The following is a 25,879-nucleotide window of genomic DNA, read 5'->3' as shown; positions in this document are numbered from 1 at the left end:
TCCTGTAGCCCAACAGTCCGCCTCGCGGCCCTGCCCGTCGACATGTCGGTGGGCCCTGACAGCACCACGGTCATGACCGACATTGATGACCTCGTGCAACGCGTTGCCGTCCGGGCCGCATCCGAGAGCGAGGACCTTCCCGCGCCTGTGAGCAATACCCAGATTGCGGAGGCCGAGGCGCAACTGGGCTTCGCGCTGCATCCCCTACTTGCGCGCCTGTATCGCGAGGTCGCTGACGGCGGCTTCGGCCCTGACTACCGACTGCTGCCACTCCTTGGTCCGGCCTCCAGCGTCGCTGGCGAATACCTGACGCGACGTGAGGCGTCCGTTGGAGTGGAGCACCCGGAGTGGCCCGAAGGCGTCGTACCGATCCTGACCTGGGGCTGTGCCATGTACGCAGGCGTTGATTGTCTCAGTGAGGGTGGTCAGGTCCTGCTCTTCGAGCCGAACCCGTATAGCGGCGGATCGTGGGATCAGTGCTGGTTCCTCGACTCCGCCAGCCTCGCAGCGTGGCTGGAGACATGGCTCGCGGGGACGGGCTGGTTCGAGGAGGATGCCTTTGACAGGGACGACCTGATCGAGCCTCAGCCATGGGACCAGGCCGCAAGCCGACTGTCCTCCGGCGCATAGCGAAACACCAGCGCTTTGTCCCGTTGGTGCAGGCGCCGTCATCCCGGGCATGCTCACGGCTCCCTTCGGAGCGTCGGCATCGGGAGGGCGACCGACGCACTGGCCGCGCGTCTGGTGATCTGCGCGAGTTTGTCTTCCGCTCCGGCCAGGCTGACCCGGAGTCCTTCGACCTCCCCGAGCCAGCCCTCGCGCTCGGCCTCCTCGATGCGGGCGTGAAGGTTGTCGCGGATCTCCATCAAGCGGCCGCGTTGGGCGGGGTCGGGCCAGAGCATCGGGCAGCGGACGCAGGCTTCTCTGAACTATCGGTAGCGGGTGCGGATTACGTCTCGTCGGAGCCGATTGCGGCGTTCAGCGCGCGCAGGGCGTCGTCGTATTGGCGACGGTCGAACTGAAACGGACCGAATGCCGTGTACTCGCGGGTCTTGCGATGGGGTTGCTCAAAGGAGTCCCAGATCACGGAGGCGGTCGTCGGGGTGATGCGGGCCATGAGGGGCCAGCATCCCCATTCGCCGCATTCACAACCGAGAACAGGTGATTTCGGCCCCATCGCGTTGGTGGACCGTCCGAGGAAGTGATCCTGCATCGGGCCGAACCGGAAGAACTCCGGAATCAGACCGCCGTAGGCGTCGCCTGCGGGCTGCATCCCGGCGGCGATCTCGAACCCGTCGATCAGCTCGGTGAGTGGTGCTCCGTCGATGCGGGGGACGATCACGAGCGGGCCGCCGTCCCCACGGTGCTGGCAGTCGAACCGGATGTCATTGCTGGTCATCCAGTGATTGTGTCAGCGAAGCCGTTCCCTCCACCTGGGTAATTTTGAGCTGGGGCTATGCGTGGCATGCCGAGGTCGATCGCCGTACCGCCGGAAGCTCGTCGGTCCATGTGAGCGAGCTTGTCTTCGGCGCCGGCCAGGCTGACCCTGAGCCCTTCGACCTCCCCGAGCCAGCCCTCGCGCTCGGCCTCGGCGATGCGGGCGACGAGGTTGTCGCGGATCTCCTCCAACCGGCCGCGCTGTGCCGGGTCCGGCCGGAGAAGCGAGCAACGAACGCAAGCGTGTTCATGAACACAAGGGCTTGAAAAAGCGCGACCGCAGGTGCCGATGGAGACCTTGCGCTTCTCGAAGTGCGCGAGGAAAGCGTCCCATTCCTCCTCGGTGGGGGTCCGATACTCTTCGCTGGGCCGGGCAGCCCTGCGACGGGCGATGAAGGCGCGGTGGGCCTCGATGGTCTCGGCCGGGTAGATCGCCTTGTAGCCCATCGTCGTGTCAAGGCTCCGATGCCCGCAGAGCACTTGCGCGATGTGCGGTGGCAGGCCGTTCATGATGGCTTCGGTCACGAAGATTCTGCGGAAGTCGTGCGGGGAGAAGACGAGCGGTTCGCCGCCAGCATCGGTCAGGCTCGTGGTGGCCAGCGTGTTGAGCAGGAGCTTGCGGAGGGCGGTCGGAGTGAAGGCGCGGTGTTCGGTGGCGATATCGCGTTGGAACAGCAGGGGCATCGGCGGGTTCCAGACCCGCTCGTGGACGTCGTAGGAGGTCACCAGCGGGATCGCGCGGCTGCTTCCTCGCAGGCGGCGGACGATGGTGGAAAGGATGTCCGCCAGTTCCGGGCTGACCAGCAGGAGCCGTTCGCTGTCGGTCTTGGAGGGGGGCGACCTGCAGCAGGGGCACGACTTCGCCGGTGCTGGGGAGCCGGTATTCGGTGATGCTGTGGTGGCTCAGCTCCAGGAGCTCCTCGTTGCGGATGCCGGTCAAACGCAGGACCTCGGTCGCGGCGAAGGCCCAGAAGGCTTCGGTCTCCTCGTGGGTGAGGTTCCGGCGCCGCCCGGTCGAGGTCTCCTCGGCCCAGATCAGGTGCCCGGCGGCCTTGGGCGCGACGGCTCTGCGCAAAGCCCCGGCGGTGTCGGGGATCAGATCCCCGGGCCGGGTGCGCTCGGCGGCAGCCAGTAGTTCGGCCGCGGCGCGGCGCCTGCGGTCGGCGGTGTCGGTCAGCACCGGCAGGACGGGAAGCCGTTCGCGGGTGCGCTGATCCATCCGGGCCTTGCGGTGTTTGCGGTCCTTGGCCTTGCTGATCTCCTCGTCGCTGATCGGGCAGGGCACCACCCACGGCGCCCAGCGGGCCGGCTCCTCCGCGGCCCAATGGGCGATGTCCAGATAGAAGGCGCGGACGCGGATGAGCTCGTCCTTGGCGTTCAGCCGGGGGCTGGCGATCTCGACGGCGGTGCCGTCCGGACCGGTCGTGGTGCGCTTCTTGGTGGCGATGCCCGTCTTCCAGGCCCGGGCCAGTGCCGGTGGCAGGCGCAGGAAGTCGATGCCCGGGGAGAGCGCTTCGATCCGGGTCCAGAACAGCCCGGCCAGCGTCCGCGACACCGCGTCCAGGCTGGTGTAGTCCAACGACGGTTGCCGTTCGCGCAGGTAGTCCACGATCAGGTCGCGGACCGGGCGGCACTGGATCGGATAGCGATCCACGAGTTCTTCGATGCTCAGCCGGCCAGCGGCAAGCCCGAACGCCCGGATCGTGGCGGGGGCGTCCTCAGGGAAGACGCCCAAAGCCCGCAGCCGAAGGTAGAAGTCGACTTTGCGCTGACCCCCGCGGACATGGACTCGACGCAGGGTGTCGACCAGCTCCACGCAGTCGCCGACGGTGATGTCAGCGATCGACCCGCCCTTGCAGGCCAGGAGCATCGCGATCCGAGTCGCCGCGATGGTGGCTTCCCCTCGGGCGCTGACCGGCCCGGACTCGGCCGCCTGTGCGAGCCGTGCGAACCCTTCGGGGTCGCGGATCTCGGCCATGACCGGAGCCAGGTGCTTGTGGGTGCGGGTGAGCATCCAGGCCAGGTCGGGGCGGATGACGTCGCCGCAGGCCAGCATCAGCAGCCCGGAGGTCAGGTCAACGCGCTCATACGATGGCGACGGCCCGCTCTGGCGCAGGAATCGCAGCGGGAGATCCGTCCAGTCAGCGCCAGGAATGTCCTCGGCGCGACTGGCCTTCCACCGTTGCTGCCAGGTATCCCCGGGGAGGCTGGACAGCCAGTGCAGAATTTTGGTGACCCCGCGCCGCCGCCCGGCCCGGGTGGCGTTGGCCGCCGGCAAGAACGGTGGCGCCGTCAGCCGCCGCAGCACCTCGTCCGACGACTGCGTTGTCGTCGGCCACCAGTCTTCTGCGGAGCGGGGCGGGAACCGTTCCCGCAGTACGTTGTTCCGTGCTCGGGCCTGTTCGGCTGTTGCATTCGCGGTCTGCAGTTGTCGGCGGGTCGAATGCTTCGTGGTGGTGGTCATGAAGACCGCCCGAACAGCACGTCCAAGGCTTCGGGGTTGTAGCCGGGTGCGGGAGGCGGCGGCACCGGCCCGGTGAGCCGGTCTGCCTGTCGGGCGTGGTGGGCCAGCACCTGGGCCACGACCTCGTCCTGGCGCGGCGCGAGGTAGATCTCGGTCGTGGTCAGATGCGCGTGCCCGAGGACCCACTGCACGTCGGTCAGCGTCAGCGCCGGGTCGCGCACCATGCGGGCGGCGGCGCTGTGGCGAAGGTCGTGAAGGGTCCAGTCCGCGCCGAAGGCGGCGTTTACCCGCTCGAACATGCGGTGGGCGCCGTGGTAGGTCAGCGGCTGAAACGGACGCCGCAGCGTCCACCACACTGGCCGCGTCCGACCCCTCGGCACCAGCCCGTGCAGCTCCTGCTGGTAGAGCCGCAGCCATACGAACGCATCTGCCGAGGCCGGCACCTGCTGCCGTGCTCGGGAGCCCTTCCGCACAACGCTGATCAGCTGCTGCCCAGGGTCAACGTCGCACTGCCGGACGCCGATCAGCTCCGAGGCCCGGACTCCGCTGGAGATCCAAAACGCGATCATTGCCCGGTCCCGGTTCGACCGCAGCGCCGCGAACAGCGAGTTGAACCACTCGTCCGGGATCGAGCGCGGAATCCGGCGGGGAACCGTGGGCCGGTAGCGGCCGGTCCGCTCTGGAGCCCAGGCGTCCATCGGGTTGTGGTGTGCGTGTGCGCGGCCGGAACGACGAGCCAGGTCCAGTGGGAACGGGTTGAGCAACGGCCCGGATCCGGCATCACGGTGCAGGTCGTAGAACTTACGCAGCACCGTCTCGCTGTGGGCGACGGTCGACGGGGCATAGCCGAGCCCAGGGCTCGTCTTCCCGGTCACGGGGTTCGGGGCGCCGATGGTGCGGGCTGGCCGCCGCTTGGCCGCGGTTGCTCGCGGCTTAACCGTCAGCTGGATCCAGCAGCTGAAATCCCGAGCGTCCACGCGTGTCGCTCGATCCCACGGCACTTCGACCGCGCGCAGGAACCGCCACCAGCGCAGTAGGTCCATGCCGTAGGAGCGGACGGTCGCCGCCGCCTTCCCGGCTGCGAGCAGTTCCTGGAAGAACACCGCGACTGGCGCCACGACCGCGCCGTCGGCGTCGACGAGCCGGTAGGGCTCGTAACGGTCGCCGGTCTCCACCAGCCGACCCCACGGAGGAACAGCCAACCTCGATAGATCCCGCTCGGGCACACGATCGTTCATCACGACCGCAGACCGTACTGAACCGCAACCTCACCTGTGCCCTGAACTGCACAATCAACCTGGTTCGTTCAGTCAACGGGGCGTGCTCGTGGATGCAGGGGGTGCTGAACGAGCGGCCGCAGGTGCCGATGGAGACCTTGCGCCGTTCGAAGTGGCCCAGGAACTCGGTCCACTCCTCGTCGGTCGGGACGCGGTATTCATCGGTTGGCCGCATGGCTCGTCGACGGGCCAGGAAGGCCAGGTGGGCTTGGACGGCCTCGTCGGGATAGACCGCCTTGTAGCCGAGGGTGACGTTGATGTCCTGGTGTCCGGCGATGACCTGGGCGATGTGCGGGGGGAGACCACTGAGGACGGCGTCGGTAATGAACAGCCGGCGGAAGTCGTGCGGCGTGAACTGCAACGGGCCGCCGGTAACGGAGTCCGTCAGCCCGGTGTGTGCGAGCGCGGTGGTGAGCATCTTCCGGACGGCGCCCGAGCTGATCGCCCGGTTCTCGTAGCCGCGGTGTCGCTGGAACAGCAGTGGTGCGGGCGGCAGCCAGGCGCGCTCGTAGTGGTCGTAGGCGGGGACCAGGGGGACTCGACCGTTCTTGTCGCGGACCCGGCGAATGATCGTGGAGAGGACCTCGGCGAGTTCGGGGCTGACGACCAGGAGCCGTTCCGTGTCGGTCTTCGACGGAACGATCTGCAGGAGCGGGATGAGCTCGCCGGTGGTGGGGAGCCGGTATTGGATCAAGCTGTGGTGGGAAAGCTCGGTGAGTTCCTCGACCCGGATGCCGGTGGCCCGCAGCACCTCGACGATGGCGAAGGCCCAGAAGGCGTGGTCCTCCTCGCGTCCGAGATCTCGCCGGTGCCCGGTGACGGGGTCCTCGGCCAGCACTTTGGCCGTCGCCGACCGGCGCGGGACAACACGTACCAATGTCTGCCCGGCGGCGGTGAACGTCTCGCCCGGTGCAGCGTCGCGGGCGGCAGACAGCACGGCGGCGGCGTCCTTGCGCCGCTTGGCGGGAGCCCACTCAGGCACGATGCCTGAGATGGAGTTCCTGGCCCGCAAGCTGCGGGAGTCTGGCGTCGATGCTGTTGCCGCTCGGCCGTAGAAGCCCCGACCTGGCTAGTCAGCTGGTTCTCCGCGGTTTCGTGCCGACCTTGTGACGTGCTGGGCGGATGTATGCCTCGCCGGAGGCAAGGACGCGTCCAATGTCGTAGCGGTTCTGCGAGCCGAGCGGGCGGCCGGGGCCCGGACGGGTGGGTTTTGGTGCGCCGGCTGGTGTTCCCAAACGCATGGGGGAACGCGGCGGCGCCTCATGGGCCTGCGCAACCGCTACGGGACCTTCATTCCGAGGCAGTGGACACTTCTGGCTTTGTTCACCAGAACCGGTTCTCGTGAACAAAGCCAGGACCTGTCGGCCTGCCCGACAGGCTCCCTGACAATGGCCGGGTGCCCACCGAGCAGGGGTCGACCAGAGGGTGGTGTGGCGGGCAGACTCGGGGGAGCAGTCAAGGTAGGGGAGTGGGCGTGATGAGTGCACAGCCGGTTCACCAGGCCGGGCCGGAGCGGGTGCCGCGCAACGCGCGGGGTATCGGCTCCGCGCTCGCGCCGGAGGCTGCCAAGGAGTTCTACGCCGAGCTGCTGGCCGCCCGTCCGGAGGAGGCCAAGGCCGTGCTGCTGCGCTGGTGGGGCCGGGCGATGCTCGACAGCGACCCCGAGCAGGCGGCCCGGGTGGAGGCGGTGCTGGCCGGCAGGATGCCGACGCTGACCGTGGCCGAACTGCTCGAGAGGCGTCGGGCGGCGGGCCTGCCCGTTGAGTGAGCCGTACGACGACGACCTGGCCGGCTGGCCCTGCGTGCTCTCCGAGGGCGCTGCGCAGTTCATGATGGACCCGGCGCTGCCGCCGTGGGCGACGGGCCCGATCGTGGCCGCCATGGTCGAGATCGGCGAATCCCGCGGCCAGGCCGCGGGCAGCACCGCGGCCAACGACTGGCCGGAGTGCCGACTCCTGCCGCTCGGCGTGGACGGAGCCATGGGCGTCATCGAGTACGTGATCGCCAAGGACGCGGCCCCGCCGCAGGTGGTCGTGACCCGCATCCCGCTGTACTGACGGACGACGCCGACCGGCCCGCGCACGTGCAAGGCGCCGGCCGGACGGTCCCGCTGCCCAGCTGGCCGAGCCCCGGACGGCTGCCGGTCCCGAGCACCCTAGACCGGGTACAGCTCGGCTCCGCGGGGCAGCCACGACGCTTTCGGACACCACGCTGTACGCGCCCGGCCGGCGGCGGAGTTCAGCACGGACTGGGCTGCGGATCGGGGCGGCCCGTCGCGGTACCCCGCTGCGCTACCAGCGGCTGAGTCTGGACCTGAACGCCGCCGACGCCCCCGAGGTCCGGAGGCCGGCTGCCGCTGCCGCCTCCGGTCTCGACGGGTACCCGATGCGCGGCGGATCCTGTCGGCCCCCGCGGCCTGGGGCCGGGCCGTGGTGGGTAGGGTCTGGGGAAGGCCCGTGAGCGGCCGGGCCCGAAGTCCGCCGCGCCCCTGCCCGCACCTCGCGGAAAATAGTCCGATCTCCGCTTCAACCTTTCCCGGCCCGCAGCGCTCGAAGAAGGGATGACAGGACAAGGGCCCGGCGACAGGGCCTGGAAAGGACGAGCAGATGCCGGAGAACGGCCGGGCCTGCGAAGCACCGGGGGGCTCCCCGAAGCCCGAGAGCTTCGAAGCCTTCGCCCGGGCGAGCCAGAGACGGCTCTACCGCGTGGCGTACCTCTTGTGCGGGGACGCCGACGCGGCCCGCGACCTGACGCAGACCACCTTCGCCAAGCTGTTCCAGCACTGGCGGCGGGCGAGCGCCGCCGACAACATCGACGCCTACGCCAGGACAGTGCTGACCCGCACCTACCTCGCCGAACGGCGGCGCCGGCTGCGCGACCTGCTGGCCCAGCCCCGTCGGGACCACCACGCCGCTCCCGACCACGGCGCCCTGCGGGTGACCCTGCTGTCGGCCTTGGCCGAGCTACCGCCCAGGGCGCGCGCCATGGTCGTCCTGAGGTACTGGGAGGACCAGAGCGTCGAGTCCGTCGCAGAGCTACTGAAATGCAGTGAATCCACGGTCAAGAGCCAGTGCTCGCGTTCCCTGGCGAAGCTGCGCGTCCGGCTGGGCGAGGCCCACGTCTACACCACGGGGAACTGAGGAACCGACATGGCGAACAACCACATGCCCGAAGACGACCGCGGTGACGCCACGCTGGTCAGGGAAGAGATGGAGCGTCTGATCGCGGAGCTGCCGCCCGTGGAGGATGTGGTGCCCGCCGCCGTGGCCCAGGGGCGGCGGCGCCGGACGCGCGCCCGGGTCGCGGTCGCGGCCGGCGTGGCCACGGCGGCGGTGCTCGGGGTCGTGGCGCTGCCGCTGGGGCAGGGGGGCGCGACGACGGTCCGTCCGGCCGCGAGCACCGAACCGCCCCGGCCGTCCCTGGCGCCTCGCTGGGATCCGTCCTCCGTCCCTGTCAGACCCACCGGGGGCGGCGGACCTTCCGCGTCCCCGTGGCCGTCCACCGATGAGGAGATCCGGAGGGAGGTCAGTCGGTTGCCCCCCCAGCAGCAGCGGCGGGAGGAGTTCCGCCTGTGGTCCACCGCCGCCCTCAACGAGCTGATGCCGCGCCTCCTCGGCCCGATCCGGCCCGTCGACGCGGACAAGGGCCGCTACCAGGCCGAGGCCCCCGACGGCAACGTCTTCCCGGTCGTCCTCTCCGTACGGCCGTCCGGCGGCGCGCCCGACGTGCCGCGGCCATGCCCCGTTCCGCCCCGTGTCACGGCCGCCGCGTGCGAGCGGATCGTCTCGGACACCGGCATCGAGATGACCTCGTGGCGCATCAACTCGGGTGGCCCGAACCTGGTGGGCTTCCGGGCCTCGTTCACCTACGAGAAGGCCAGTGTGTCGCTCACCGTCCTCCCCGACACGAAGGCCCGCGTCTCCGCCCCGGTCAACCACGAGCGGCTCCTGAGGACCGCCTCCGATCCCCTGTTCCTCCACCTGGTGCGCAAGACCGTGGAGAGGTAGGAGGCGCGAGGCACGGCCGACGGGGGCCGCTGACACCGCCGCCCGCCCCGCGCGCCCGTGCCGCCACGGGCCCGGACGCCTGCGGACGCCGGCGCGGGCGGACGGGCAGGCGGGCGGGCCTCAGCTGACGATCGCCAGGTCGTGCGGGGTGTTGTTGAAGCGGCGCCCGGCCGTCTCCGTGACGGTGACGATGTCCTCGATGCGGAAGCCGAAGCGGCCCGGGAGGTAGACGCCGGGTTCGATGGAGAAGCACATGCCCGGGACCAGGAGCTGTTCCTCGCCCTCCACCACGTAGGGCGGCTCGTGGGTGGTCAGGAAGATGCCGTGGCCGGTGCGGTGGATGAAGAACTCCCCGTACCCGGCCTCGGTGATGACGGCGCGGGCCAACCGGTCGACCTCCTGGCCGGTGATCCCGGGCCGGACGGTCTCGAAGGCCTTCTGCTGGGCCCGGCGGACCACCTCGTGGACGGTGCGGACCTCGTCGGGGACGTCGGGGCCGACGTGGACGGTGCGGGTGGTGTCGGAGCCGTGGCCGTCCTTGAGGCCGCCGAAGTCGAGGACCACGGTGTCGCCGGTCTTGATGGTCCGCTCCGCGGCCTCGTGGTGGGGGTTGGCCCCGTTGGGGTCGGAGGCGACGACGGTGAAGTCGACCTGGCTGTGGCCCTTCTCCATCAAGAGGCGGGCGAGGTCTGCGGCGACCTCGCTCTCCCGACGGCCGGCGAAGGGCACCGTCACGATCTCGCGGAACGCGTCGTCGGCGGCGGCGCCCGCGGCGGCGAGGCGTTCGAGCTCGTCCTCGTCCTTGACGGCGCGGAGTATGGGCAGGGCGCGGGTGAGCGGCTGGTAGCGGCTGTTCGGGAGGGTCTCCTGGAGGCCGAGGAGGTGTATGGCCCAGGCCGAGTCGGAGTTGCCGTACCGGCCGTCGGGGGTGAGGAGCCGGCTCGCGGCGGCGTACGGGTCGGGTGCCGTCCTCCCAGTCCGTGATCTTGAGGGCGGTGGCTCCCGGGGTGCCCTCGGCGTCGGGGCGTTCCAGCTTCGGCACGAGCAGGGCGGGCTGCCGGCCATCTTTGGGGGTGGGTTTTGGTGCGTCAGGGCTGGTCCGCGCAAGTTGCGGTGATGGTATGTCTGGCGATCGCGTCGGTGGCGGGGCGCACCGCGCAGTCCGATGGCGGGGAGGATGCGAAGCCGGGCCCGAAGACGTCGTCCGCGCCGGCCGTGCCGTCGGGCGGGGGCTCGGCGCCGGGCAGGCGGCGGGCAGGCGGTGCGCGGCCTACAGGGCCTGTCAACGAGCGCCGCAGCCAAGAAGCAGCTCGCCGAACGATGGCCCGATCGTGGCCGCCATGGTCGAGATCGGTGAAACCCGGGGCCAGGCCGCGGGCAGCACCGCGGCCGACGACTGGCCGGAGTGCCACCCTCACGACGACCGCCGGCCACGGCCTGACCATCGCCACCCTCGACCAAGGCCGCCTCGACGCCTGGCTCGCGGCCAAGCCCGGCACCCGGTACGAAGTCCGCGACTTCGTCGTCTGGGCCCACCGCCGCCACCACGCCGGCGACCTCCTCGTACCGCACCGCCCGAAGGCCGACCCGGTCGGCCTGGACGAGGACTCCCACTGGGACCTCCTCCACCAGTGCCTCACCGACACACGCCTCGACCTCGACGTCCGGGCCGCCGGCGATCCTCCTGCTGTTCGGCCAACACCTCACCCGGATCGCCGCCCTCCCCACCACTGCCCTGACCGCCGGAGACGGGACGATGTTCCTCACTCTGGGCCGGACCCCGATCCCGCTGCCCACCACCCTGGCCAACCTCTTGGCCACCATCGCCGACCGCCCTGCTCCCCAGGGCTGGGCCGCGAACATGAGCGCTGGCTGGCTGTTCCCCGGCCACCTGCCCGGCGCCCACATCTGCGCCGCAGCCCTGAGCCGACGTCTGGCCGCCTGTCACATCCCCAACCGGCCCGCCCGCGCCACCGCCCTGGTGGCCCTCGCCTGCGACCTGCCGCCCGCGGTCCTGGGACCGATGCTCGGCCTCCACCCGATCACGGCCGTCCACTGGCGCCGCCGTGCCGCCACCGACTGGACCGCCTACCTCGCCGCCCGCAGTGAGACCGTCGCCACCAGCTCCGAGGGGGAGCATGGACGATTCGTAGCCTCCGACCCGCGTCCTATGCCGGGCCACGGCCACCGCACGAGCTGCGGATCGGAAGGAGGTTGACCCCCTTCGCCACCATCCGCCTCCGTCGGTGACGCCCATTCTTCTCGACGCGGCGACGCAGCAGTCCGGAGGCCCCGGTGCTGATGAGCAGCGGGAGCGGGACAAGCGACACGGACACGGCCGAGCCCAAAGGTGAGGGCCTCCGTTTCCTCACCTTTGGGGACCCGGGGGAAGCCGCAAGTTTTGATCGTGTTCAAATAGAAGTGTGCGGCCGCGGGGCCCGACACCCAACCTCTGGGGAGAGGTCTGTGAACATGCGCGGATGGCGTGCGATCCTTCTCTCGGTGACTGGGGCGGTGCTCACGGCGTCCTGTGGGTATGCCGCAGCAATCCACTCGGCGGAGATTCCGCAGGAACAACTGATAGGGACATGGACCAGCTCTGCCGGGACGTCTCTGACCTTCTCGGAGGAGCACACCTTCGCCGGAACGGGTTTCGACAAGGTCGAAGCGATGGCTGATTGCGCTCGTCCCGAGACGCTGTCCACTGGTCGATGGGCCTTCTACGTCAGCCCCGAAGGCAACGGCTTCATCGTCCCCGATGAGACCGCCACACGTGGTCATGAACTTCAGCTGTCCTTCGACGGGGATCCGACGTGCACAGTGTGGGTCTATCTTTACGGGTACTTCGGCGATGCAGAGGACCCGAGCATGTGCCCCACGAAGGACCCTGACGCCGGCTGCCCTCCGGACGGCTACCTGAAGCGGGATGAAGCCGCTTTCCACTCCTGACACCCATTGGCGCCGGAGTGAACGCACACTCTTGCCAGCCCCGGCCGCATGAACAGACCACCGGCTCGAATCTCGCAACCACCGGGACCGGACAGGAATACCGCACGTTTCGAATGACGCTCCCCGCCAGCTGGGGCCTCCGGGTGGACGGCGGCGCGTCGGGAGGCGTACGCGAACGACCAGGGCCAGCCGTCCTCGCTCGTCGCGGTCACGGCCCGCTTCAGCAGGCGCGGGCAGCTTGAAGGCGGGTTCACCGAACAGGGACTCCACGTACTTCGGTCGAACCAACGGGGCGAGTCGCCGGAAATTCTTGGCCCACTTCCTTCGCCTACCAGGGCCGTTGTCCCACCAACTGGCGACTGCCTGAGTACGGCCATAGCCGCCACCACCCCACCAATGATCTTGCCAATGTCGCCCAGAGGACCGAGCCACTCGTTACCCAGAAGCCAGTTCACGGTGGAAGTCTGCACGGCATGCTGCGCTCACCGTTGGTCGTTCGTCGGATGCCAGACGGCCGGTCCGCCGCCGCGCCACTCGATGAGGAGCACGTCGTCCAAGCGGACGTCATCGGGGTCCAGGCCGGCCCGGCGCAGGAACTCCAGAAGACCGCCGGGGCCGAGGGCGCGGCCGAGGATCTCGCCGTCGACGCGGACGCGGTGCCCACCTTCGGCGTCTGGCGGGTAGACGATGACGCGCAGGTCGGGGCTCATCCCCTCCACCGTGCCGGTACCCGGTCATTCGAGCACTCCGAGGGCGGTGTCCGGGCGGCAGTGGATGCAGGCCGGCACGCCCTCGGCCAGGAGCCGGCGGACCAGCTCGGCGGCGGCCGGGACGCAGCGCTTGCCGGTGTCCCAGCAGTCCCCGGTGTGGAGGCGGCTCGGGAGCCGGCCGACGCCTATCGAGCGCTCCACCAGCCACGCCGGGGGTTCGGGCGGCGGCTGCTGCCGGGCGGTGGCGGCCTCGCGCTCCTCGGCGGCGGCAAGGGCCTGTTCCGCGCGGCCGAGTTCGCCGCGCAGGTAGGTGATCAAGGTTTGGAGCCGGGGCAGGTCCGGCGGCAGCACGGACATCCGGGTCAGCCTCCGTACTGCGCCTGCCGGGCGGCCCGGCACGTCTCGCACAGCGGGTTCTCTCGGGGAGGCGCTGTGGTGTGAGCCGTAGCGACGGCAGTTTGTGCAGCTCAGCGGTGGTGTGCTGAACGCTACCCGGTGCGACAGGTGTGGCGCTATCGCTGATGCGGGTGACCGTGAACCGGATGCTGCTACCGGTTCACGCCCCCCGAGCGTGAGCTGGGGTTTGGATTTCGTAACCTCAGCGGATGCTCCGTGACCAGTTCGAATGCCGTTGCATCCTTTGCCATGACTATGGCGATCGTGCTGAAGCAGACCGTGTGGAGCAGACCATCATCAGCAACGTGCGGCGGCACGGGTGGCATGTGGTCATGGTTCCCGAGGATGAGATCGGTCCGGGGTTCGCGTACACGATCGGCCTCGCGCACACGTATGGGGTCCCTGAGCTGGGCATCTTCGGTCTTGACGTCCACGAGATGCACCGCATGCTCAACATGATCGGAGACCGGGCGGCTGCGGGCACCGCATTGGAGGAGGGCCAGCATCATGAGGGTGTGGTGGACGCCCGGCGGGTGATGCTGCGGAACGTTGACCTGCGCTGGTACCGGACCTTCTTCGGCCGAGCTATCGGGTTCTACCGGCGGCCTCCGTTCCCGTTTCTTCAGGTTGCGTGGCCCGATGGGAATGAGGGTTACCACTGGGAGGAGCAGGCTGGTCATGGCCACCGGCATTCCCAGCCTCAGCTGTGGTTGCCGCCGACCGAGCATCCTCCGGGGGTCTGGACCGCCGAACTCTGACCGTGTGAACGAGGGAGCCCGAAACCAGGCTCCGATGGTAGTCACTGTCACGGTGCGGGGTCGTCATCCGCGTTGGTTGAGGGCGCGGGTGAGATCTCGGTTGGCCGCTCGGGCGGCGTCGAGTTCGCCTTGTCGTTCCTCCAATGCCCAGACCAGTTCGACGTTGCGTTGTTCGAGCTGGGTGATGCGGCTGGTGAGTTCGGCGACGTCGGTGGGGGTGGCCAGGCCGGAAGTTCGCCAGAAACTCTTCGCCGAGCGCCTTTGAAAGGCGCTCTTCTAGCTGATGGATGCGTGCGGCCAGACGGGCGCTGCGGGCACTGGCGTTGGCGAGGTCGGCTTGAAGCGAGGCCCAGGTGACGGCTGGCCCGGTGCCGGCGGGTGCAACTGGTTCGTGGGCGGCGGTGCGAAGGGCGGTGAGTAGGTCGCGGTGACGGTACAGAAAGGTCCGGTCGACGCGTGCGGTGCGGGCGATGGCCGACACGGTCAGCGGCGTCCCATCGCGCCGCGCAGCCGTAATGGCGGCCTGCACCCGGGTAAGGCGGCGTCCGGTGTCGGCCTGGCGGCCGTCGTTCATGGTGCTGGTCACGGCGTGGGGTTCCTTGGGGGTCGGACGTCGGGCAGGGGGCTGGCCGATGCGGGGCATGCCGAGGTGGACGGTGCGGGAGCGGCGTACGAGGGTGATGGCCTGCTCGATCTGGGCGCGGTCCTCGGCGGTGAGGTGGTCGAGGTCGGTGGTGACGCGGTCGATGAGGCGCCGGACTCGGCTGATTTCCTGCTCGCTGGGCATGGCCTCTGCGCGGCCCAGTCGTCCGCCTCGAATGCGGACATCAGTTTCTCCCGGCTGCGCAGCAGGTCGTCGAGATGGGCCTTGAGGTCGGGGAGGTAGGAGACATCGGTGGAAAAGTGCTCGCAGCCCAGGCACCAGAACCGCAGAGGGCAGGCGTGGCCGCCTGCGGCGACGTTGGTGGGTTCCCGACAGACCCCGTAGGGGGTGGCAACCTCGCCGATCACGCGGCGGACGTGTTCGGAGTCCAGCAGACTCTGCGCGGCTCGCCAGACCCGGTTGCCGTGTCGGTCGAACTGGAGGGCCGTGACCCGGTCGACGGCTTCGCGACGGCGTTCCTCACCGACCCGGTAGTAGCCCTGGGTGGTGGTGATGAGCCGGTGGTCCATCAGCTCCTTGAGGACGTCCACCGGCACGCCGGCGTCCGCGTGCCGCTGCGCGTAACAGTGCCGGTAGGCGTAGGGGAAGATCCGGGCCTTGTCGAAGGGCACGAGGTGGGTGGCCTGACGGCCGGCTGCGGTGACGACGATGGGGACGGTCAGGTCGGGGAGCGTGTCCACCCAGGCTCGGTGGACGGAGCGATGTCGCAGACCGGCTTGGTGCCCTCGGGGTTGGTCTTCGGGCGGGGCAGCAGTTTCAGGCGAGCCGGGGCGACGTTGGGGAAGCGGGCGCGGATGCGTTCTTGCTGGCGGCGGATGGTGGCGGCGGTCTCAGCGCCGATCGGGAGGCGGCGGCCGAGGCGGCACGCCTTGTGGTTGTCGTAGATCAGGACGGGAGCGCCGTCCGGGTCGGCCTCCAGGCAGTCCAGGGCGAGGGTGTAGATCTCGTCGGGGCGGCGGCCGGTGTCGATGAGGAGTTCGGTGGCCACCCGGGTCCCGGCGTTCGTCATCTCCTCAAGCCGATCCAGGTGAGCGCACAGCGCGCGCATCACCTCCTCGGGGAGGTCCCGGCCCGCCTCGGTGGCCTCCGGCTCGTCGGGCATGTCCTCCGGTCCGAGCGCGAAGTCGACCGGCATCCCCTCCAACAGGCCCCCGGGTCCGGTCAGGCCCAAGGTGCGGAATCGCACCTGGACGCGGCGGACGAACCGGGTGAACGCCAGCCGGCGGGCGGGGCTCAGCTTCCCCGTCGAGGTCAGGTGGCCCATGCGGTTGATGAACCCGACGATGTCTGCGCGTCCCCACCGTGCTGGGACCTCGCCCCGGTCGGGCCGCTGAAGACGCAGGCTGTCCGAGAGCAGGGCGACGGCGGAGATGATCGCGCGGGCGTGGTGGACGGCGTTCTTGTTCCGGCGCCGCGGCAAGTCGTCATAGACCCACACCTTCATCGCCTCCCGCAGCGCGCGCTGGCGGATCGCGGTGAACGGCAGCGTTCCGGCATGCCCGAAGACGGACATGTCCCAGACGTCCTTGACCCGCTCGGTCTCCGGCGTTGTGTTCAGCCGGACCAGCGCCAGTTGGGCGGCCCGGATCATCATGACCTGCTCGCGGCTGTACCCGGCCTTCTCCGGTTCGGTCACCTCCATGAAGGAAGTGACCTGAGGGCCCGGAGCCGGTCGTAGAGGGGGCGCAGGCACTCGGGGCGGAGTTTGTAGCCGTTCCCGACCCGCGACCACAGCGCGTAGAGCCCCTCGGCGACCAGCAGGTCCGGTAAGCCCCGCAGGCTCACCTCCCGGGTGGAGCAGATCGCCTTCTCCGTCCGGCGCCACAGCTCCTCATCGAAGGACTCCCTCGGGAGGGCGAGGCGCATCCGATGGTAGTGGGCCTTGCAGTACGGGTAGCGGGTGCTGGTGCGGTCGAGGTAGCAGGCCAGGACCCGGCACGGGCCGAGTCCGGCGAGCCCGATCACCTTCGGGTCGGCCAGGAACTCCTCCAGGGGCCGGCCAGCCATGGTTGCGCTCCCGCAACATGCGGTGGGTCATGCACAGACGCCCCGCCGCAGTGTCCCGGGGCCGCTCACACCGGTCGACGGCACACGGCTGCCGCCCGCCCCCCATGGTCCAGGCCTTCGGCGTCCGGATGAATTCCTCCACGGCAGGCTGCTTCTTCCGAACCGCTCCAAGGACCCCCGGCACATCGGATGGGTGAAGACTGCGATGGCCAGTGGGCAGGTCGGCACCGGGCAGTCCCGCAGACCGATGACCGGGTGGTCCCAGGGGAAGGTGATCACCCGCCGCTGCCAGTCCCAGCCCACCACCTCCAAGAAGCCGGGATCGAGCGCGCGCAGGATTTCCTCCAGGCGGTCGTCGCAGGCCGGCTCAGCCGCGCTCTCCGGCCGCACGCCCGCCACAGCTGTGCCGGACCTCATCGGTCCTCCCGTCCGCCGAACACGCGGGGGGTCGGGACCCGATCGGCCGCAGCTCGCACCCGGCCCGGATCAGGAAACCGGTACGGTCCTGAGGAATCTGGGCTCCGGTGTCCCAGCAGGGCCTGAACCTCGTCCGGCGTACCGCCCGCGTCGGCGACGTTCGACCCGAACGCCCGCCTCGCCATGTGCGGCCCCACCCTCCGCCCCAACCCTGCCCGCACCCTCAGCCGCTCGAACAGCTCCCCGATCGCCTCGGGCGACATCGGCGCCCCCAGCGGACCCCGGAACAGGTTCACCAACAGGAAGTCGCTGCCGCCCTCGCCCAGCAGCCTGTGCCGCTCCTCGTAGTACAGGTCGAACGCGGACACCGTCAGGAAGTCCAGCGGCGCCACCCAGTCGTGGCGCGACTTCGACCAGGCTCCGTTGGAGTTCTCCCGACGGCGCACGTGCGCGTGCGCCCCCGGATACGCGCATCCCAGCGTTCGGGAGTCCGGCAGCAGGTGCACGTCACTGCGGCGCAGCCCGGCCGCCTGCCCGCGCCGCAGCCCCGCCCGGCCCAGCAGCAGCACGACCAGGCGGTCCCGGGCGCTGCGGCAGGCGAGGAACATGGCCACCAGCTCGGCGTCGGCGGCCCGGTCCACGTCGGCGACCGGCTCCCGGAGCGTGTGCACCGGCCGCAGCCGGTAGAACAGCCCGGCGTCCTCGCCCGTCGCCTCCGCCGGAAGGCCGCGGCTGTCGGCGAGTTCGTAGATCTGCCCCAGCACCCCGCGCGAGGCCTCACCTGTGGACACCGCGTAGGAGAGCAGTCCGCGTACGGCGACCAGCACCCGGTTGATCCGCCGCTCGCCTCGCACCGGCTCCGCCTCCGGGCCGGGACGGACCACCGCTGCGATCCCGTCCCGGGGCGCCGGGGTGTGCTTCAGCCAGACCATGAACAGCCCCGGGTCCCGACCCGCCTCTGTCCAACAGCGGCCGGTGATCCGGCACCACCGCAGGTACAGCGCGGCCCCGCCTGCGTACGCCTTCGTCGTCAGCTCGGCTGTTCCGATACCGTCGTACGGTTCTGCGGTCCAACCGTAGGCGGCGGCCGATGGCGTTAAGCGACAGGCCCGTGGCGGCGAGCTCGTTGACCTCAGCGTGTCGTTGTCGGATCCGAGCGAGGAGCGGAGTGTCCGGCGTGGCCAGTGGTGGGCTGGCTTCCGCTTCGGCTGGCCGTCGTAGGCACTCACGGTGACGGCGGCAGGTCTTCTCCACGGCCGTAGAGAGGTTCTGGAGCAAGTGCCAGCGATCGGCCACCTCCAGAGCGTCCGGGGCGGCCTGCCTGATGGCCTTGGTGAATGCCATCAGGCGGTCTCGACAGATGATTTCGGCGCCGGGGTGCTCGTGCAGCCATGCCGCGACGGTGCCCGTCTCGCGATCAGGCAGCACGTCCACCGGCCTCGATGACTCAACATCGACGAGGACGGTGCCATAGGTACGGCCCCTACGAAAGGCGAACTCGTCGATTCCGAGTATCCGCGGGGCCCGGTCCGGCACCGGCTGAGCGGTCAGCTGTCCCAAGAGGGCCGTCCGCCGGCCGTGGACCCCCAGCTTTGTGCACAGGCGTTGGCCCGGGCGGCCGCCGAGTTCTATGGCGACCGCCCGAGTCGTTGACCGTGCCGCTGTCGTACTACGACGTCGTGGCTCGGTCAGGCCCGCCACCTGTTCCACAAAGGTCCGACGTCGGCACCGGTCTTGATCACAAAAGAACCGACGGACACGGAGACGCACGATCAGGCGGTGGCCGCCGACCGGCAGCCCCGCTATGTGACGCCAGTACCGGCTGTGAACGCGTACTGAAGGGTGCTGACACTGAGGACAGGCTCCGGGCGGCCCGCAGCCAGTCGCGTCGATCAGCATGCGGTCATCCGCGAACACGGCTTGCTGCACCACGACGTCCAGGTTGGGGAAGAGGACGTCCTTGAGCGTCTCCACCTTCATGGCGACGTGATCCCCTGGCGGAACGGTCCTGCAATCTCCGCTCCTCAGCACGTGCTGCAGCTGGGCGGTCAGGGGCCTTGGTGGAAGGGGATGGGTATGTCGTGAGCCTTCAGAGCTTCCGTGTAGTGGACCAGCAGCTCGTCAAGGTTGGAGAGGAGGAGGGCCGCAGCCTCACGGGCCTCACCTACCTCGCCTTGGTCGCAGGCTTCTACGATTGCGGCGACATCCGCGCGGATGATCGACAGGGAGTCTCCCTGAATCAGTACACCAGGAAAATTTCGCGGGGGCAGGCGGACGACCGCGTCGTTTCCCGGATCTGTGAACAGCTCAACTTCGATACGTTCCATCTGATCATCCAACCTCAGCCGCGCCCCCTTCTCCAGGCGTAGTCATCACGGAAGAGCGGTCAGAACCAACTACAGCGCTCAGTCACACCGATCACCCGGGCATACCTCCGCATACCTAGATCATCTAGGGCGGGTTTTCGGGCTACTGCTGTCGCCCTGGCCGTGAGACCCACGCAAGGGGTGGAGAGGGGCCACAGGGGCCCTGACCAGGAAGGCACCGTCATGCGCAAGCGCATCACCCGCTGGTGCACCCTGCTCACCGCCGACGCCTACCCGGAGCGCTTCACCAGCTCCGAGCCGGCGGGCGCCATCGTCACCGTCCGGCGGCTCGGCGGCCGCGCCGAGCGGTTCCGGCTGACGGACATCCCGCTGTACGGCCCGCACCGCGGCACCTTCGCGGCGGAGCCGGCCGACTACCTGTAGGCCGTCCGGGGGAGAGGCGGGGGTCGCGGTGGCGGCCCCCGCTTCCGTCTGCCCGGCGCCGGTCCGCAGTCCCCCGCAGGGGTGATTTATGCCCTCGCGTACGCGTAGGCGGCTTATGCGGCGTTCTCCCAACTCGCCTCAGTATCAGGGCTATTAACAGCAAATGGGATCTTTCCGCATGTTTCCGGCGCGGCCCGACAGTCGGGCCGCGCCGGAAGTGTGATCAGAGTGTGTTTCATGGTGCGTTCGGGGCGAGAACAGTACGACGAGAACCACTCCGCGGGCCGGCTGCGGTCGCCCCTTGCGGCCTGGCGGTGGGCGGCGGGCTCGGGTCTGGTCCCGCCGGCGGACGCCGGCCAGGGGTTGTGGTCGCGGGCGGTGGTGGAGGCCGCCGACCCCGAGGCCGTGCGCGCGGCCCTGGGGGGCCCGATCGGTGCGGGGGTGGCGGCGGACCGGCTGACGCAGGCCTTGGGGGAGCCGCTCCCGAGGTGCCGGCCGCGGGTGACGGCCTCGGCGGTCGGTCACCTGGTGAAGGCTGGCCTCCTGGTCCGCCTCGGCGGGGACGCCGAGTTCCCCGACGTCCACCCGGACCAGGTGGCCGCCCTTGCCCGCCGCCGGGACCTGCCTGCCCTGCTCGACTGGCACGTCCCCCTGGGCCCGGACCAGGCCGCCCCGCGCCTGGGTGTCCGAAGGACCGATTGGGACCAGGTGGTCAGGCTCGGTTTCGTCTCCCCGGTGGACACGGTGACCATCGACTTGGATGACGCCACCGCGAACCTCGCAGCCTGGACCAGCGGCATGCACCAGCTCGACTGGCTTACCGCCCGAGGCCAGACACAAGCCGCCTGGTCCCACCTCGTGACCACCCTGCGCACCGCCCAGGCTCACCTGAACATGCCCAGCTGGTACAACCCCGCGAGCGCGCTCACCGACCTCCTGCAGGTGTACCAGGCAAGCCGCAGCATCCGCGCCTCGCAGCCCTCCGGCCTCACCGGCGTGATCAGCCCCACCATCGAGGCCTCCTTCGCCAAACAGGAGGGACTGCTCCAGCACCTGGAACAAGCCCTCGCCCACGACCCCCAGTTCACAGCCCACCCCGACGCCGAGGCCTCGCACACGGCCGTGCGTACCCGCCGCATGCAGGACAACGGGAAACAGCCCCCGGAGGGGGCGCCGGGAAAACAACTACAGGGCCGCCCCGCATTCGCCGCCCTGTTCCACGCTGACACCACTGGTCTCCGAGATGACATCGACCCCCGTCTCCTCCACCAGCTCGAAGACCGTCTGCAGTACGTCGCCAAGGGCTACACCCCAACCGGCAACACTCGCTTTGACGACCACCTGGAATCCCTGCTTGCCATCCTCGCCACCAGCCCCGCGTGGAGGCCCACCGACAGCCACTATGTCACCGACCTGCTGCAGCACTTCCTGCGATTCCTCTACGACCGTTTCGACGCCCAGGCCAACCTCTACGGAGACCGCACCGCATGCCTCGGCCCACCGACCAAGGAGAAGAACGGCAAAGTAACTCCCTGGGCGGAGAAGCACCTGCAGGACGACTTCCACCAGCACCTGACAGGAATCTGCACCCCAGGGACCGTCCAGCGTGAAGTGTGGGACGTCGCAGGAGGGCGCGCTGACGTCATCTACACCCCAGCACCAGGAAGCCGCCTGGTGACAGAAATGAAATGGAGAGACAAGACCTGGACACGGCCGAAGATCGAACAGGAGTACCTCGCGCAGGCTGCCGTGTACACCGCCACCGGACCACCCTTCAGCTTCCTACTGGTGGGCGATGCCACTGGCAACCCTGGCGGCCACCCCAGCATCGAGGACGGCATCTGGGTGGTCTCCCATGCCCGAACCGCCACCGAAATACCTCGCCTGGTTGTCACCGGCGTCCTCCCGACTGCTCGCCCCACTCCTTCCGCCCCGCGCACCCCCGGGCCGCCCGAACAACCTCGCAGTGAGGTCAGGACCTGCAGAGGCTTTGGGTGTGCCGCTGCGTGCTGCTGGCCGCTCGAAACCCAGAGGCGGCGGTCGACCACCCTGTCGAGGCCAGACTCCTTGCCTACTCGGCTACAGGGTCGAGACCCCGGCGGTCAGACACGCTGAAGTAGGTAGGGAAAGCGCCCGCGACATCGCCCTGTTGGACGTGGTCCGCCCCTCGGTGGACTGGCGGGCGGTCCGCGAGACCCGTCCGGCCCGCCGCTTCCCGCTCGCCGCCCTGACCCCGGTCACCCCGGACACCGACCGGGTCCTGCTCGCCGGGGTCGCCCGGATCGCGAGTGCGGGCCGCAGCGCCGGGGTGGGCCGGGCGGCGGTGGCCAACTGGCGCCGCCGCCACCCAGACTTCCCCGCCCCCACAGGCGGGACCAAGACCCATCCGGAGTTCGACCGGGCCGACATCGTCGCGTGGCTCCTCGCCCACGACAAGATCACCCTTCCCACCGGGGCGGGTATGGCCTTGCTGCTGGTGCGTGGCACGGCGGGCGCCACAGGACGGTTCCGGCTCGATGCCCCGTGGCTCGGCCTCGCCGACGACATCGAGGCACCGACCGGCTGTCGGGATGGGTCGCCGACGACGCGGACGCCGACGCGCTGGCCGCCCTGGCGGCCGGGTATGTCGGAGTCACACTCACCCGGCTCACCGCACCGGGTGCAGGCCCCCTCGCGGTGCTCGGGGACGTCCGGGTGACCGACCGGTTCCGGCCCGGATCCGGCGGCCTGCGCATCACGCTGGAATGGCCGGCCCGCCTGCGCGGCACCGCCTCGCCAACCGGGAACGGTGGTGTGGTCCGCCACATCGTCCCGCAGACGAGGGTCGGCGAGGAGTGCGTGTGCGCGCGGCATGGCTGCGGCGGCCTGGACCCGGTCCTGTGGTGCGAGGAGCACGGCGGCGACGTCGCCCCCGTGCTGGAGTGGCACGCGGGCGGAGGCCTGCGCTGCGCGCAGCTCGCGCGCGGCAGGGCGGCAAGCGCGTAGGGGCTCGTCGGCTGCGGGTGGTCCCGGCGCACCCTCGGATGCGCCAAAGGCCGGTCAGGCCCGGGATTCACCGCCCGGGGTGCCGGCGGCGCGCTGGAACCAGGCTTCTGCCTCGGTCTCGCGGCCAGTGTTTACCAGCAGCAGTGCGAGGTTGTTCATGGCTTCGGTGTGTCCGGCGTCGGCGGCGCGCTGGTACCAAGTTTCTGCATCGGTCTCGCGGCCAGTGTTCTGCAGCAGCACCCCGAAGTTGTTCATGGCGTCGATCTGTCCGGCGTCGGCGGCTTTTCGGTACCAGGTTTCTGCCTCGTTGGTGCGGCCGGTGTTAGCCAGCAGCAGTCCGAGGTTGGTCATGGCGTTGATGTGTCCGGCGTCGAGGGCTTTTCGGTACCAGGTTTCCGCCTCGTTGGTGCGGGCGGTGTTGGCCAGCACCACTCCGAGGTTGTGCATGGCGTCGATCTGTCCGGCGTCGGCGGCTTTTCGGTACCAGGTTTCTGCCTCGTTGGTGCGGCCCGTGTTCTCCAGCAGCAGTCCGAGGTTGGTCATGGCGTCGGTGTGTCCGGCGTCGGTGGCCTTCCGGTACCAGGTTTCCGCCTCGTTGGTGCGGCCGGCGTCCTCCAGCAGCACGCCGAGGTTGGTCATGGCGTTGATGTGTCCGGCGTCGGTGGCCTTCCGGTACCAGGTTTCCGCCTCGTCGATGAGGCCGGCGTCCTCCAGCAGCCGCGCAAGGCTGAACATGGCGTCATAGTCTCCGGCTTCGGCGGCCTGTTGGAGGCGCTCCGCGTCGGGTTCCGGAGCCTCCGCTGCCGGCACGGGGGTGCGCCCGGGTGCGAGATGGGCGGTGCGCAGGCGTGCGGCGACGTCCTTGGCGGTGAGGGGATGGCCGCCGGGGTCTTTGGCAATAAGGGAGGTGATGAGGTTGTCGATGTCGGGCGGGATTGCGGGCTGGTGGGTACTGGGCGGTTCGGGAGTGGTGGACAGATGCATGGCGATGACGGCGTACGCGGAGTCCGCGGTGAACAGGGGGCGCCCGGTGAGGAGCTCGTAGAGGCTGACGCCCAGGGCGTACAGGTCGGACGAGTGCGTCGGCGTCTGTCCGCTGAGCTGCTCGGGAGCCATGTAGTGAGGGCTGCCGAGCAGCGCTCCGGTCATGGTCAGACCGATCGTGCCGTCCTGGACCTGGGCGATCCCGAAGTCGCAGATCTTGACGGTGCCGTCGTCGAGCAGCATGAGGTTGGCCGGCTTGATGTCGCGGTGGACGATGTTCCGCCCGTGGGCGGCGGCCAGCCCGTCGCACACCTGGGCGCCGTACTCCACCACCTGCTCCAGGGGGAGCCCGCCGGGGTGGTCCTCGCGCAGGACCGTCGCGAGATCACGACCTTGCAGGAACTCCATGACGAGGAACGGAGAGACTTCCACCTGCCCGTCGGCGCTCGTCTCCCGGTGCTCGCCCAGGTCGTGGACGACGGCGATGTTGCGGTGGTTCAGCCGGGCGGCTGCTTCGCCCTCACGGCGGAAACGGGCCAGGACCTGGGCTGCGAGCCGGTCGTCACGCAGATGGGAGGTGAGCACCGTCTTGATCGCGACGGTACGGCGCAGCCTCAGATCGGACGCCGCCCACACCTCGCCCATACCGCCGTGCCCCAGCCGGCTGTCGAGCCGGTAGCGGCCCGCTAGCTCCATCCCCCTGTACATGCAGGTCAACGTATGCGACTCGCCCGCGATGCGACAAGAATCCTCCGAACCTGGGCGGGGTCTTCCGGCCGCATCCCCGGCCCGCTGCCAGGAGTACGAGCACCGCCGCGACACCGCGACCGGTCCGCTGCGCGGGTCGGCTCCGGCTGGTCCCGGTGTGTGCCCTCGGAGTTGCCGGGGGCCGGTCAGGCCCGGATCTCGTTGACCTGCATCCGCAGGGTCAGGCTGTGCTTTTCGGGCGGCAGGGCGTCCATCGCGGCGGTGGCGTGCGCGACACCGCCCGCCTTGTCGCCGGACCGGGCGAGCATCAACCCTCGGTGGAGCTCCAGATGCGTCGCGAAGCGAGGCAGGGACGCAGGAAGTTCGGCGAGGGCCTGGTCCTGCGCCTCAGTCGCGGCTTTCTCCTCGCCGAGACGGGCCAGGAGGAGAGACCGGAAGACGTTGAGCCGCCACCACGGCACCGCGTAGTCCGAGGTCTGCTCGTGGGAGCCGGCCGCGTCGAAGACCCGGCGGCCCCGGTTGTCGAGCGCGAACGCGGTAGCACGGTCGCCGCGGAGGGCAGCGGCGTGGGCCTTGCCGTAGATGGCGTTGAGCAGACCAAGAGACGGCCGCTCGTCAAGGGCGAGGGCCTGGTCGGCGAGGACGTCCGCGACGTCGAGGGACGTCCTCTCGTATCCGAGGGCGATGGCGGCCCGTCCCCGTACCCACACCCGCGCGGCCGGGTCCCCGGACTCGTCGGCGGCGGTGGCGGCCATGCGGTACCAGCGCACGGCGGCGGCCCCGTCCGAGCCGGGGAACGTCTTCGCGTACAAGGTCATCAGCCGGGCGGCCACCGACCACAGGCGCGGCTGATCGAGCTGCTGCTGCACGACGACGAGTTCGCCGGAGACGCGGCGCTGGATGTCGGCCGCGCCCATGGACATGTGATCGGTCCCGTACGCCGCAAGCTTGGCCTCCCACGCCTCCGCCGAGGGCCCGCCGGCCAGCCGGGCGGCGAAGCCCTTCGCGAGGAGGTCGGAGGCGACCACGGGGGCTATGGCCGTACCGGCCACATCGGTCAGGAACGTACGTCGCAGCATGGGGTCCTCCAGCACGGACAGCGGGACGTCGAGCACCCGGGACAGAACCGCGAGGTAGAACGCGCGCGGTGCGCACTTGCCGCGCTCCCACCGGGCGACGTACTCGCGCGTCAGAGTCGTGCCCTCGGCGCGGTTGATCTCATCGGCCAGACGGGCCTGCGACCAACCCTGCGCGGTGCGCAGGTCGCGGATCAACTCCCCGATGTCCATGGGGACATCTTGCCCCCAGCTTTGCCCCTGCCCGGGGGTTTCTCGCGGGCCGAAAGTAAAGGGCACCAGCCCGACCC

The 25,879-nt window shown here is 69.9% G+C and carries 26 protein-coding genes and 5 pseudogenes; 14 read left to right on the top strand and 17 right to left on the bottom strand.

Features of this window, described 5'->3' with window-relative positions:
* Positions 1-72: 72 nt before the first annotated feature.
* Positions 73-630: an SMI1/KNR4 family protein gene (locus IF43_RS0108800; protein WP_030196411.1), complete on the top strand. Its 558-nt coding sequence runs from the start codon at positions 73-75 to the stop codon at positions 628-630.
* A 53-nt stretch (positions 631-683) separates the two neighbouring features.
* Here IF43_RS0108800 and IF43_RS41530 read toward each other — a convergent pair whose 3' ends face one another.
* From IF43_RS41530 to IF43_RS42510, 7 genes and pseudogenes are all read right to left on the bottom strand, one after another.
* Positions 684-902, bottom strand: coding sequence for a hypothetical protein (locus IF43_RS41530; protein WP_030196408.1), 219 nt, complete (start codon positions 900-902; stop codon positions 684-686).
* Positions 903-949: 47 nt separating this feature from the next.
* Positions 950-1,399: a hypothetical protein gene (locus IF43_RS0108790; protein WP_030196406.1), complete on the bottom strand. Its 450-nt coding sequence runs from the start codon at positions 1,397-1,399 to the stop codon at positions 950-952.
* Positions 1,396-1,962 carry an integrase gene (locus IF43_RS42520; protein ID WP_234332035.1) on the bottom strand — a complete coding sequence of 189 codons (567 nt, stop codon included), beginning with the start codon at positions 1,960-1,962 and terminating at the stop codon, positions 1,396-1,398. Before IF43_RS42520 ends, IF43_RS0108790 begins: the two co-directional genes overlap by 4 nt.
* Positions 1,892-3,901 (bottom strand): hypothetical protein, encoded by a 2,010-nt coding sequence (locus IF43_RS36245; RefSeq protein WP_234332031.1) that lies wholly within the window; start codon positions 3,899-3,901, stop codon positions 1,892-1,894. Before IF43_RS36245 ends, IF43_RS42520 begins: the two co-directional genes overlap by 71 nt.
* Entirely contained in the window at positions 3,898-4,713 is an 816-nt protein-coding gene (locus IF43_RS0108780) for a site-specific integrase (RefSeq protein ID WP_234332040.1), read from the bottom strand. Before IF43_RS0108780 ends, IF43_RS36245 begins: the two co-directional genes overlap by 4 nt.
* 153 nt (positions 4,714-4,866) lie before the next feature.
* Positions 4,867-4,944: pseudogene (locus IF43_RS42515) on the bottom strand (integrase); the annotation flags it as partial.
* A gap of 472 nt (positions 4,945-5,416) precedes the next feature.
* A pseudogene (locus tag IF43_RS42510) lies at positions 5,417-6,016 on the bottom strand (tyrosine-type recombinase/integrase); the annotation flags it as partial.
* A gap of 639 nt (positions 6,017-6,655) precedes the next feature.
* On the opposite strand from IF43_RS42510, the gene IF43_RS36240 reads away from it, so the two are divergent.
* The 4 genes from IF43_RS36240 (at position 6,656) to IF43_RS0108755 (ending at position 9,185) form a co-directional block, all read left to right on the top strand.
* Positions 6,656-6,946, top strand: coding sequence for a hypothetical protein (locus tag IF43_RS36240; protein WP_078910015.1), 291 nt, complete (start codon positions 6,656-6,658; stop codon positions 6,944-6,946).
* Entirely contained in the window at positions 6,939-7,235 is a 297-nt protein-coding gene (locus IF43_RS0108765) for a hypothetical protein (protein WP_030196395.1), read from the top strand. Before IF43_RS36240 ends, IF43_RS0108765 begins: the two co-directional genes overlap by 8 nt.
* Positions 7,236-7,784: 549 nt before the next feature.
* Entirely contained in the window at positions 7,785-8,318 is a 534-nt protein-coding gene (locus tag IF43_RS0108760) for a SigE family RNA polymerase sigma factor (RefSeq protein WP_030196392.1), read from the top strand.
* 9 nt (positions 8,319-8,327) lie between these two features.
* Positions 8,328-9,185 carry a hypothetical protein gene (locus tag IF43_RS0108755; protein WP_030196389.1) on the top strand — a complete coding sequence of 286 codons (858 nt, stop codon included), beginning with the start codon at positions 8,328-8,330 and terminating at the stop codon, positions 9,183-9,185.
* A gap of 120 nt (positions 9,186-9,305) precedes the next feature.
* Here the strand turns inward: IF43_RS0108755 and IF43_RS36235 are convergent.
* A pseudogene (locus tag IF43_RS36235) lies at positions 9,306-10,248 on the bottom strand (M24 family metallopeptidase); the annotation flags it as partial.
* A 693-nt stretch (positions 10,249-10,941) separates the two neighbouring features.
* Between IF43_RS36235 and IF43_RS0108745 the strand changes: the two are divergent.
* The 3 genes and pseudogenes from IF43_RS0108745 to IF43_RS42505 form a co-directional block, all read left to right on the top strand.
* Entirely contained in the window at positions 10,942-11,403 is a 462-nt protein-coding gene (locus IF43_RS0108745) for a hypothetical protein (protein ID WP_030196388.1), read from the top strand.
* A 248-nt stretch (positions 11,404-11,651) separates the two neighbouring features.
* Complete coding sequence (locus tag IF43_RS0108740) at positions 11,652-12,134, top strand: hypothetical protein (RefSeq protein ID WP_030196387.1); 483 nt, start codon at positions 11,652-11,654, stop codon at positions 12,132-12,134.
* Between the two features lie 129 nt (positions 12,135-12,263).
* A pseudogene (locus IF43_RS42505) lies at positions 12,264-12,362 on the top strand (HNH endonuclease); the annotation flags it as partial.
* A gap of 254 nt (positions 12,363-12,616) precedes the next feature.
* Here IF43_RS42505 and IF43_RS0108735 read toward each other — a convergent pair.
* Both IF43_RS0108735 and IF43_RS0108730 read right to left on the bottom strand, forming a co-directional pair.
* Positions 12,617-12,844, bottom strand: coding sequence for a hypothetical protein (locus IF43_RS0108735; protein ID WP_030196386.1), 228 nt, complete (start codon positions 12,842-12,844; stop codon positions 12,617-12,619).
* Positions 12,845-12,868: 24 nt separating this feature from the next.
* On the bottom strand, positions 12,869-13,201 hold the full coding sequence (locus IF43_RS0108730; protein ID WP_030196385.1) for a DUF6233 domain-containing protein: 333 nt from the start codon (positions 13,199-13,201) through the stop codon (positions 12,869-12,871).
* A 248-nt stretch (positions 13,202-13,449) separates the two neighbouring features.
* Between IF43_RS0108730 and IF43_RS0108725 the strand changes: the two genes are divergently transcribed.
* The gene (locus tag IF43_RS0108725) at positions 13,450-13,998 is read left to right on the top strand and encodes a DUF4262 domain-containing protein (protein WP_030196372.1); all 549 of its coding nucleotides are present in this window, start codon (positions 13,450-13,452) and stop codon (positions 13,996-13,998) included.
* A gap of 582 nt (positions 13,999-14,580) precedes the next feature.
* Here IF43_RS0108725 and IF43_RS42045 read toward each other — a convergent pair.
* The 5 genes and pseudogenes from IF43_RS42045 to IF43_RS43855 all read right to left on the bottom strand — a co-directional run.
* Positions 14,581-15,342: a hypothetical protein gene (locus IF43_RS42045; RefSeq protein WP_199922693.1), complete on the bottom strand. Its 762-nt coding sequence runs from the start codon at positions 15,340-15,342 to the stop codon at positions 14,581-14,583.
* Positions 15,321-16,304, bottom strand: a complete 984-nt coding sequence (locus IF43_RS0108715) for a hypothetical protein (protein WP_030196369.1) — start codon at positions 16,302-16,304, stop codon at positions 15,321-15,323. Before IF43_RS0108715 ends, IF43_RS42045 begins: the two co-directional genes overlap by 22 nt.
* The gene (locus tag IF43_RS0108710) at positions 16,295-16,669 is read right to left on the bottom strand and encodes a hypothetical protein (protein ID WP_030196363.1); all 375 of its coding nucleotides are present in this window, start codon (positions 16,667-16,669) and stop codon (positions 16,295-16,297) included. Before IF43_RS0108710 ends, IF43_RS0108715 begins: the two co-directional genes overlap by 10 nt.
* Before the next feature lie 413 nt (positions 16,670-17,082).
* Positions 17,083-18,018, bottom strand: a complete 936-nt coding sequence (locus IF43_RS0108705) for a site-specific integrase (RefSeq protein ID WP_037887788.1) — start codon at positions 18,016-18,018, stop codon at positions 17,083-17,085.
* 286 nt (positions 18,019-18,304) lie between these two features.
* Positions 18,305-18,985, bottom strand: a pseudogene (locus tag IF43_RS43855) (ISL3 family transposase); the annotation flags it as partial.
* Positions 18,986-19,191: 206 nt separating this feature from the next.
* Between IF43_RS43855 and IF43_RS41515 the strand changes: the two are divergent.
* The 5 genes from IF43_RS41515 (at position 19,192) to IF43_RS40500 (ending at position 22,821) form a co-directional block, all read left to right on the top strand.
* Positions 19,192-19,455, top strand: coding sequence for a hypothetical protein (locus IF43_RS41515; protein ID WP_158939238.1), 264 nt, complete (start codon positions 19,192-19,194; stop codon positions 19,453-19,455).
* Between the two features lie 180 nt (positions 19,456-19,635).
* Entirely contained in the window at positions 19,636-19,836 is a 201-nt protein-coding gene (locus IF43_RS0108695; RefSeq protein ID WP_030196355.1) for a hypothetical protein, read from the top strand.
* Positions 19,837-20,073: 237 nt separating this feature from the next.
* A complete protein-coding gene (locus IF43_RS37885; RefSeq protein WP_158939236.1) occupies positions 20,074-21,951 on the top strand; it encodes a hypothetical protein in 1,878 nt (625 codons plus the stop codon).
* Positions 21,952-21,985: 34 nt separating this feature from the next.
* Positions 21,986-22,534 carry a hypothetical protein gene (locus IF43_RS40505; protein WP_030196350.1) on the top strand — a complete coding sequence of 183 codons (549 nt, stop codon included), beginning with the start codon at positions 21,986-21,988 and terminating at the stop codon, positions 22,532-22,534.
* Positions 22,531-22,821, top strand: a complete 291-nt coding sequence (locus IF43_RS40500) for a hypothetical protein (RefSeq protein WP_158939234.1) — start codon at positions 22,531-22,533, stop codon at positions 22,819-22,821. Before IF43_RS40505 ends, IF43_RS40500 begins: the two co-directional genes overlap by 4 nt.
* 54 nt (positions 22,822-22,875) lie before the next feature.
* Here the strand turns inward: IF43_RS40500 and IF43_RS0108675 are convergent, their stop codons facing one another.
* Both IF43_RS0108675 and IF43_RS0108670 read right to left on the bottom strand, forming a co-directional pair.
* Positions 22,876-24,501 (bottom strand): serine/threonine-protein kinase, encoded by a 1,626-nt coding sequence (locus tag IF43_RS0108675; RefSeq protein ID WP_051794953.1) that lies wholly within the window; start codon positions 24,499-24,501, stop codon positions 22,876-22,878.
* A 197-nt stretch (positions 24,502-24,698) separates the two neighbouring features.
* On the bottom strand, positions 24,699-25,802 hold the full coding sequence (locus tag IF43_RS0108670; RefSeq protein WP_030196342.1) for a helix-turn-helix domain-containing protein: 1,104 nt from the start codon (positions 25,800-25,802) through the stop codon (positions 24,699-24,701).
* Between the last annotated feature and the right edge of the window lie 77 nt (positions 25,803-25,879).

Origin of the sequence: Streptomyces sp. NRRL S-87 (assembly GCF_000719335.1) — a bacterium.
In the GTDB taxonomy this organism is placed as follows: Bacteria; Actinomycetota; Actinomycetes; order Streptomycetales; family Streptomycetaceae; genus Streptomyces.
Note: the sequence above shows the minus strand (reverse complement) of the source record. Positions and strands in the feature narration are given on the sequence as shown.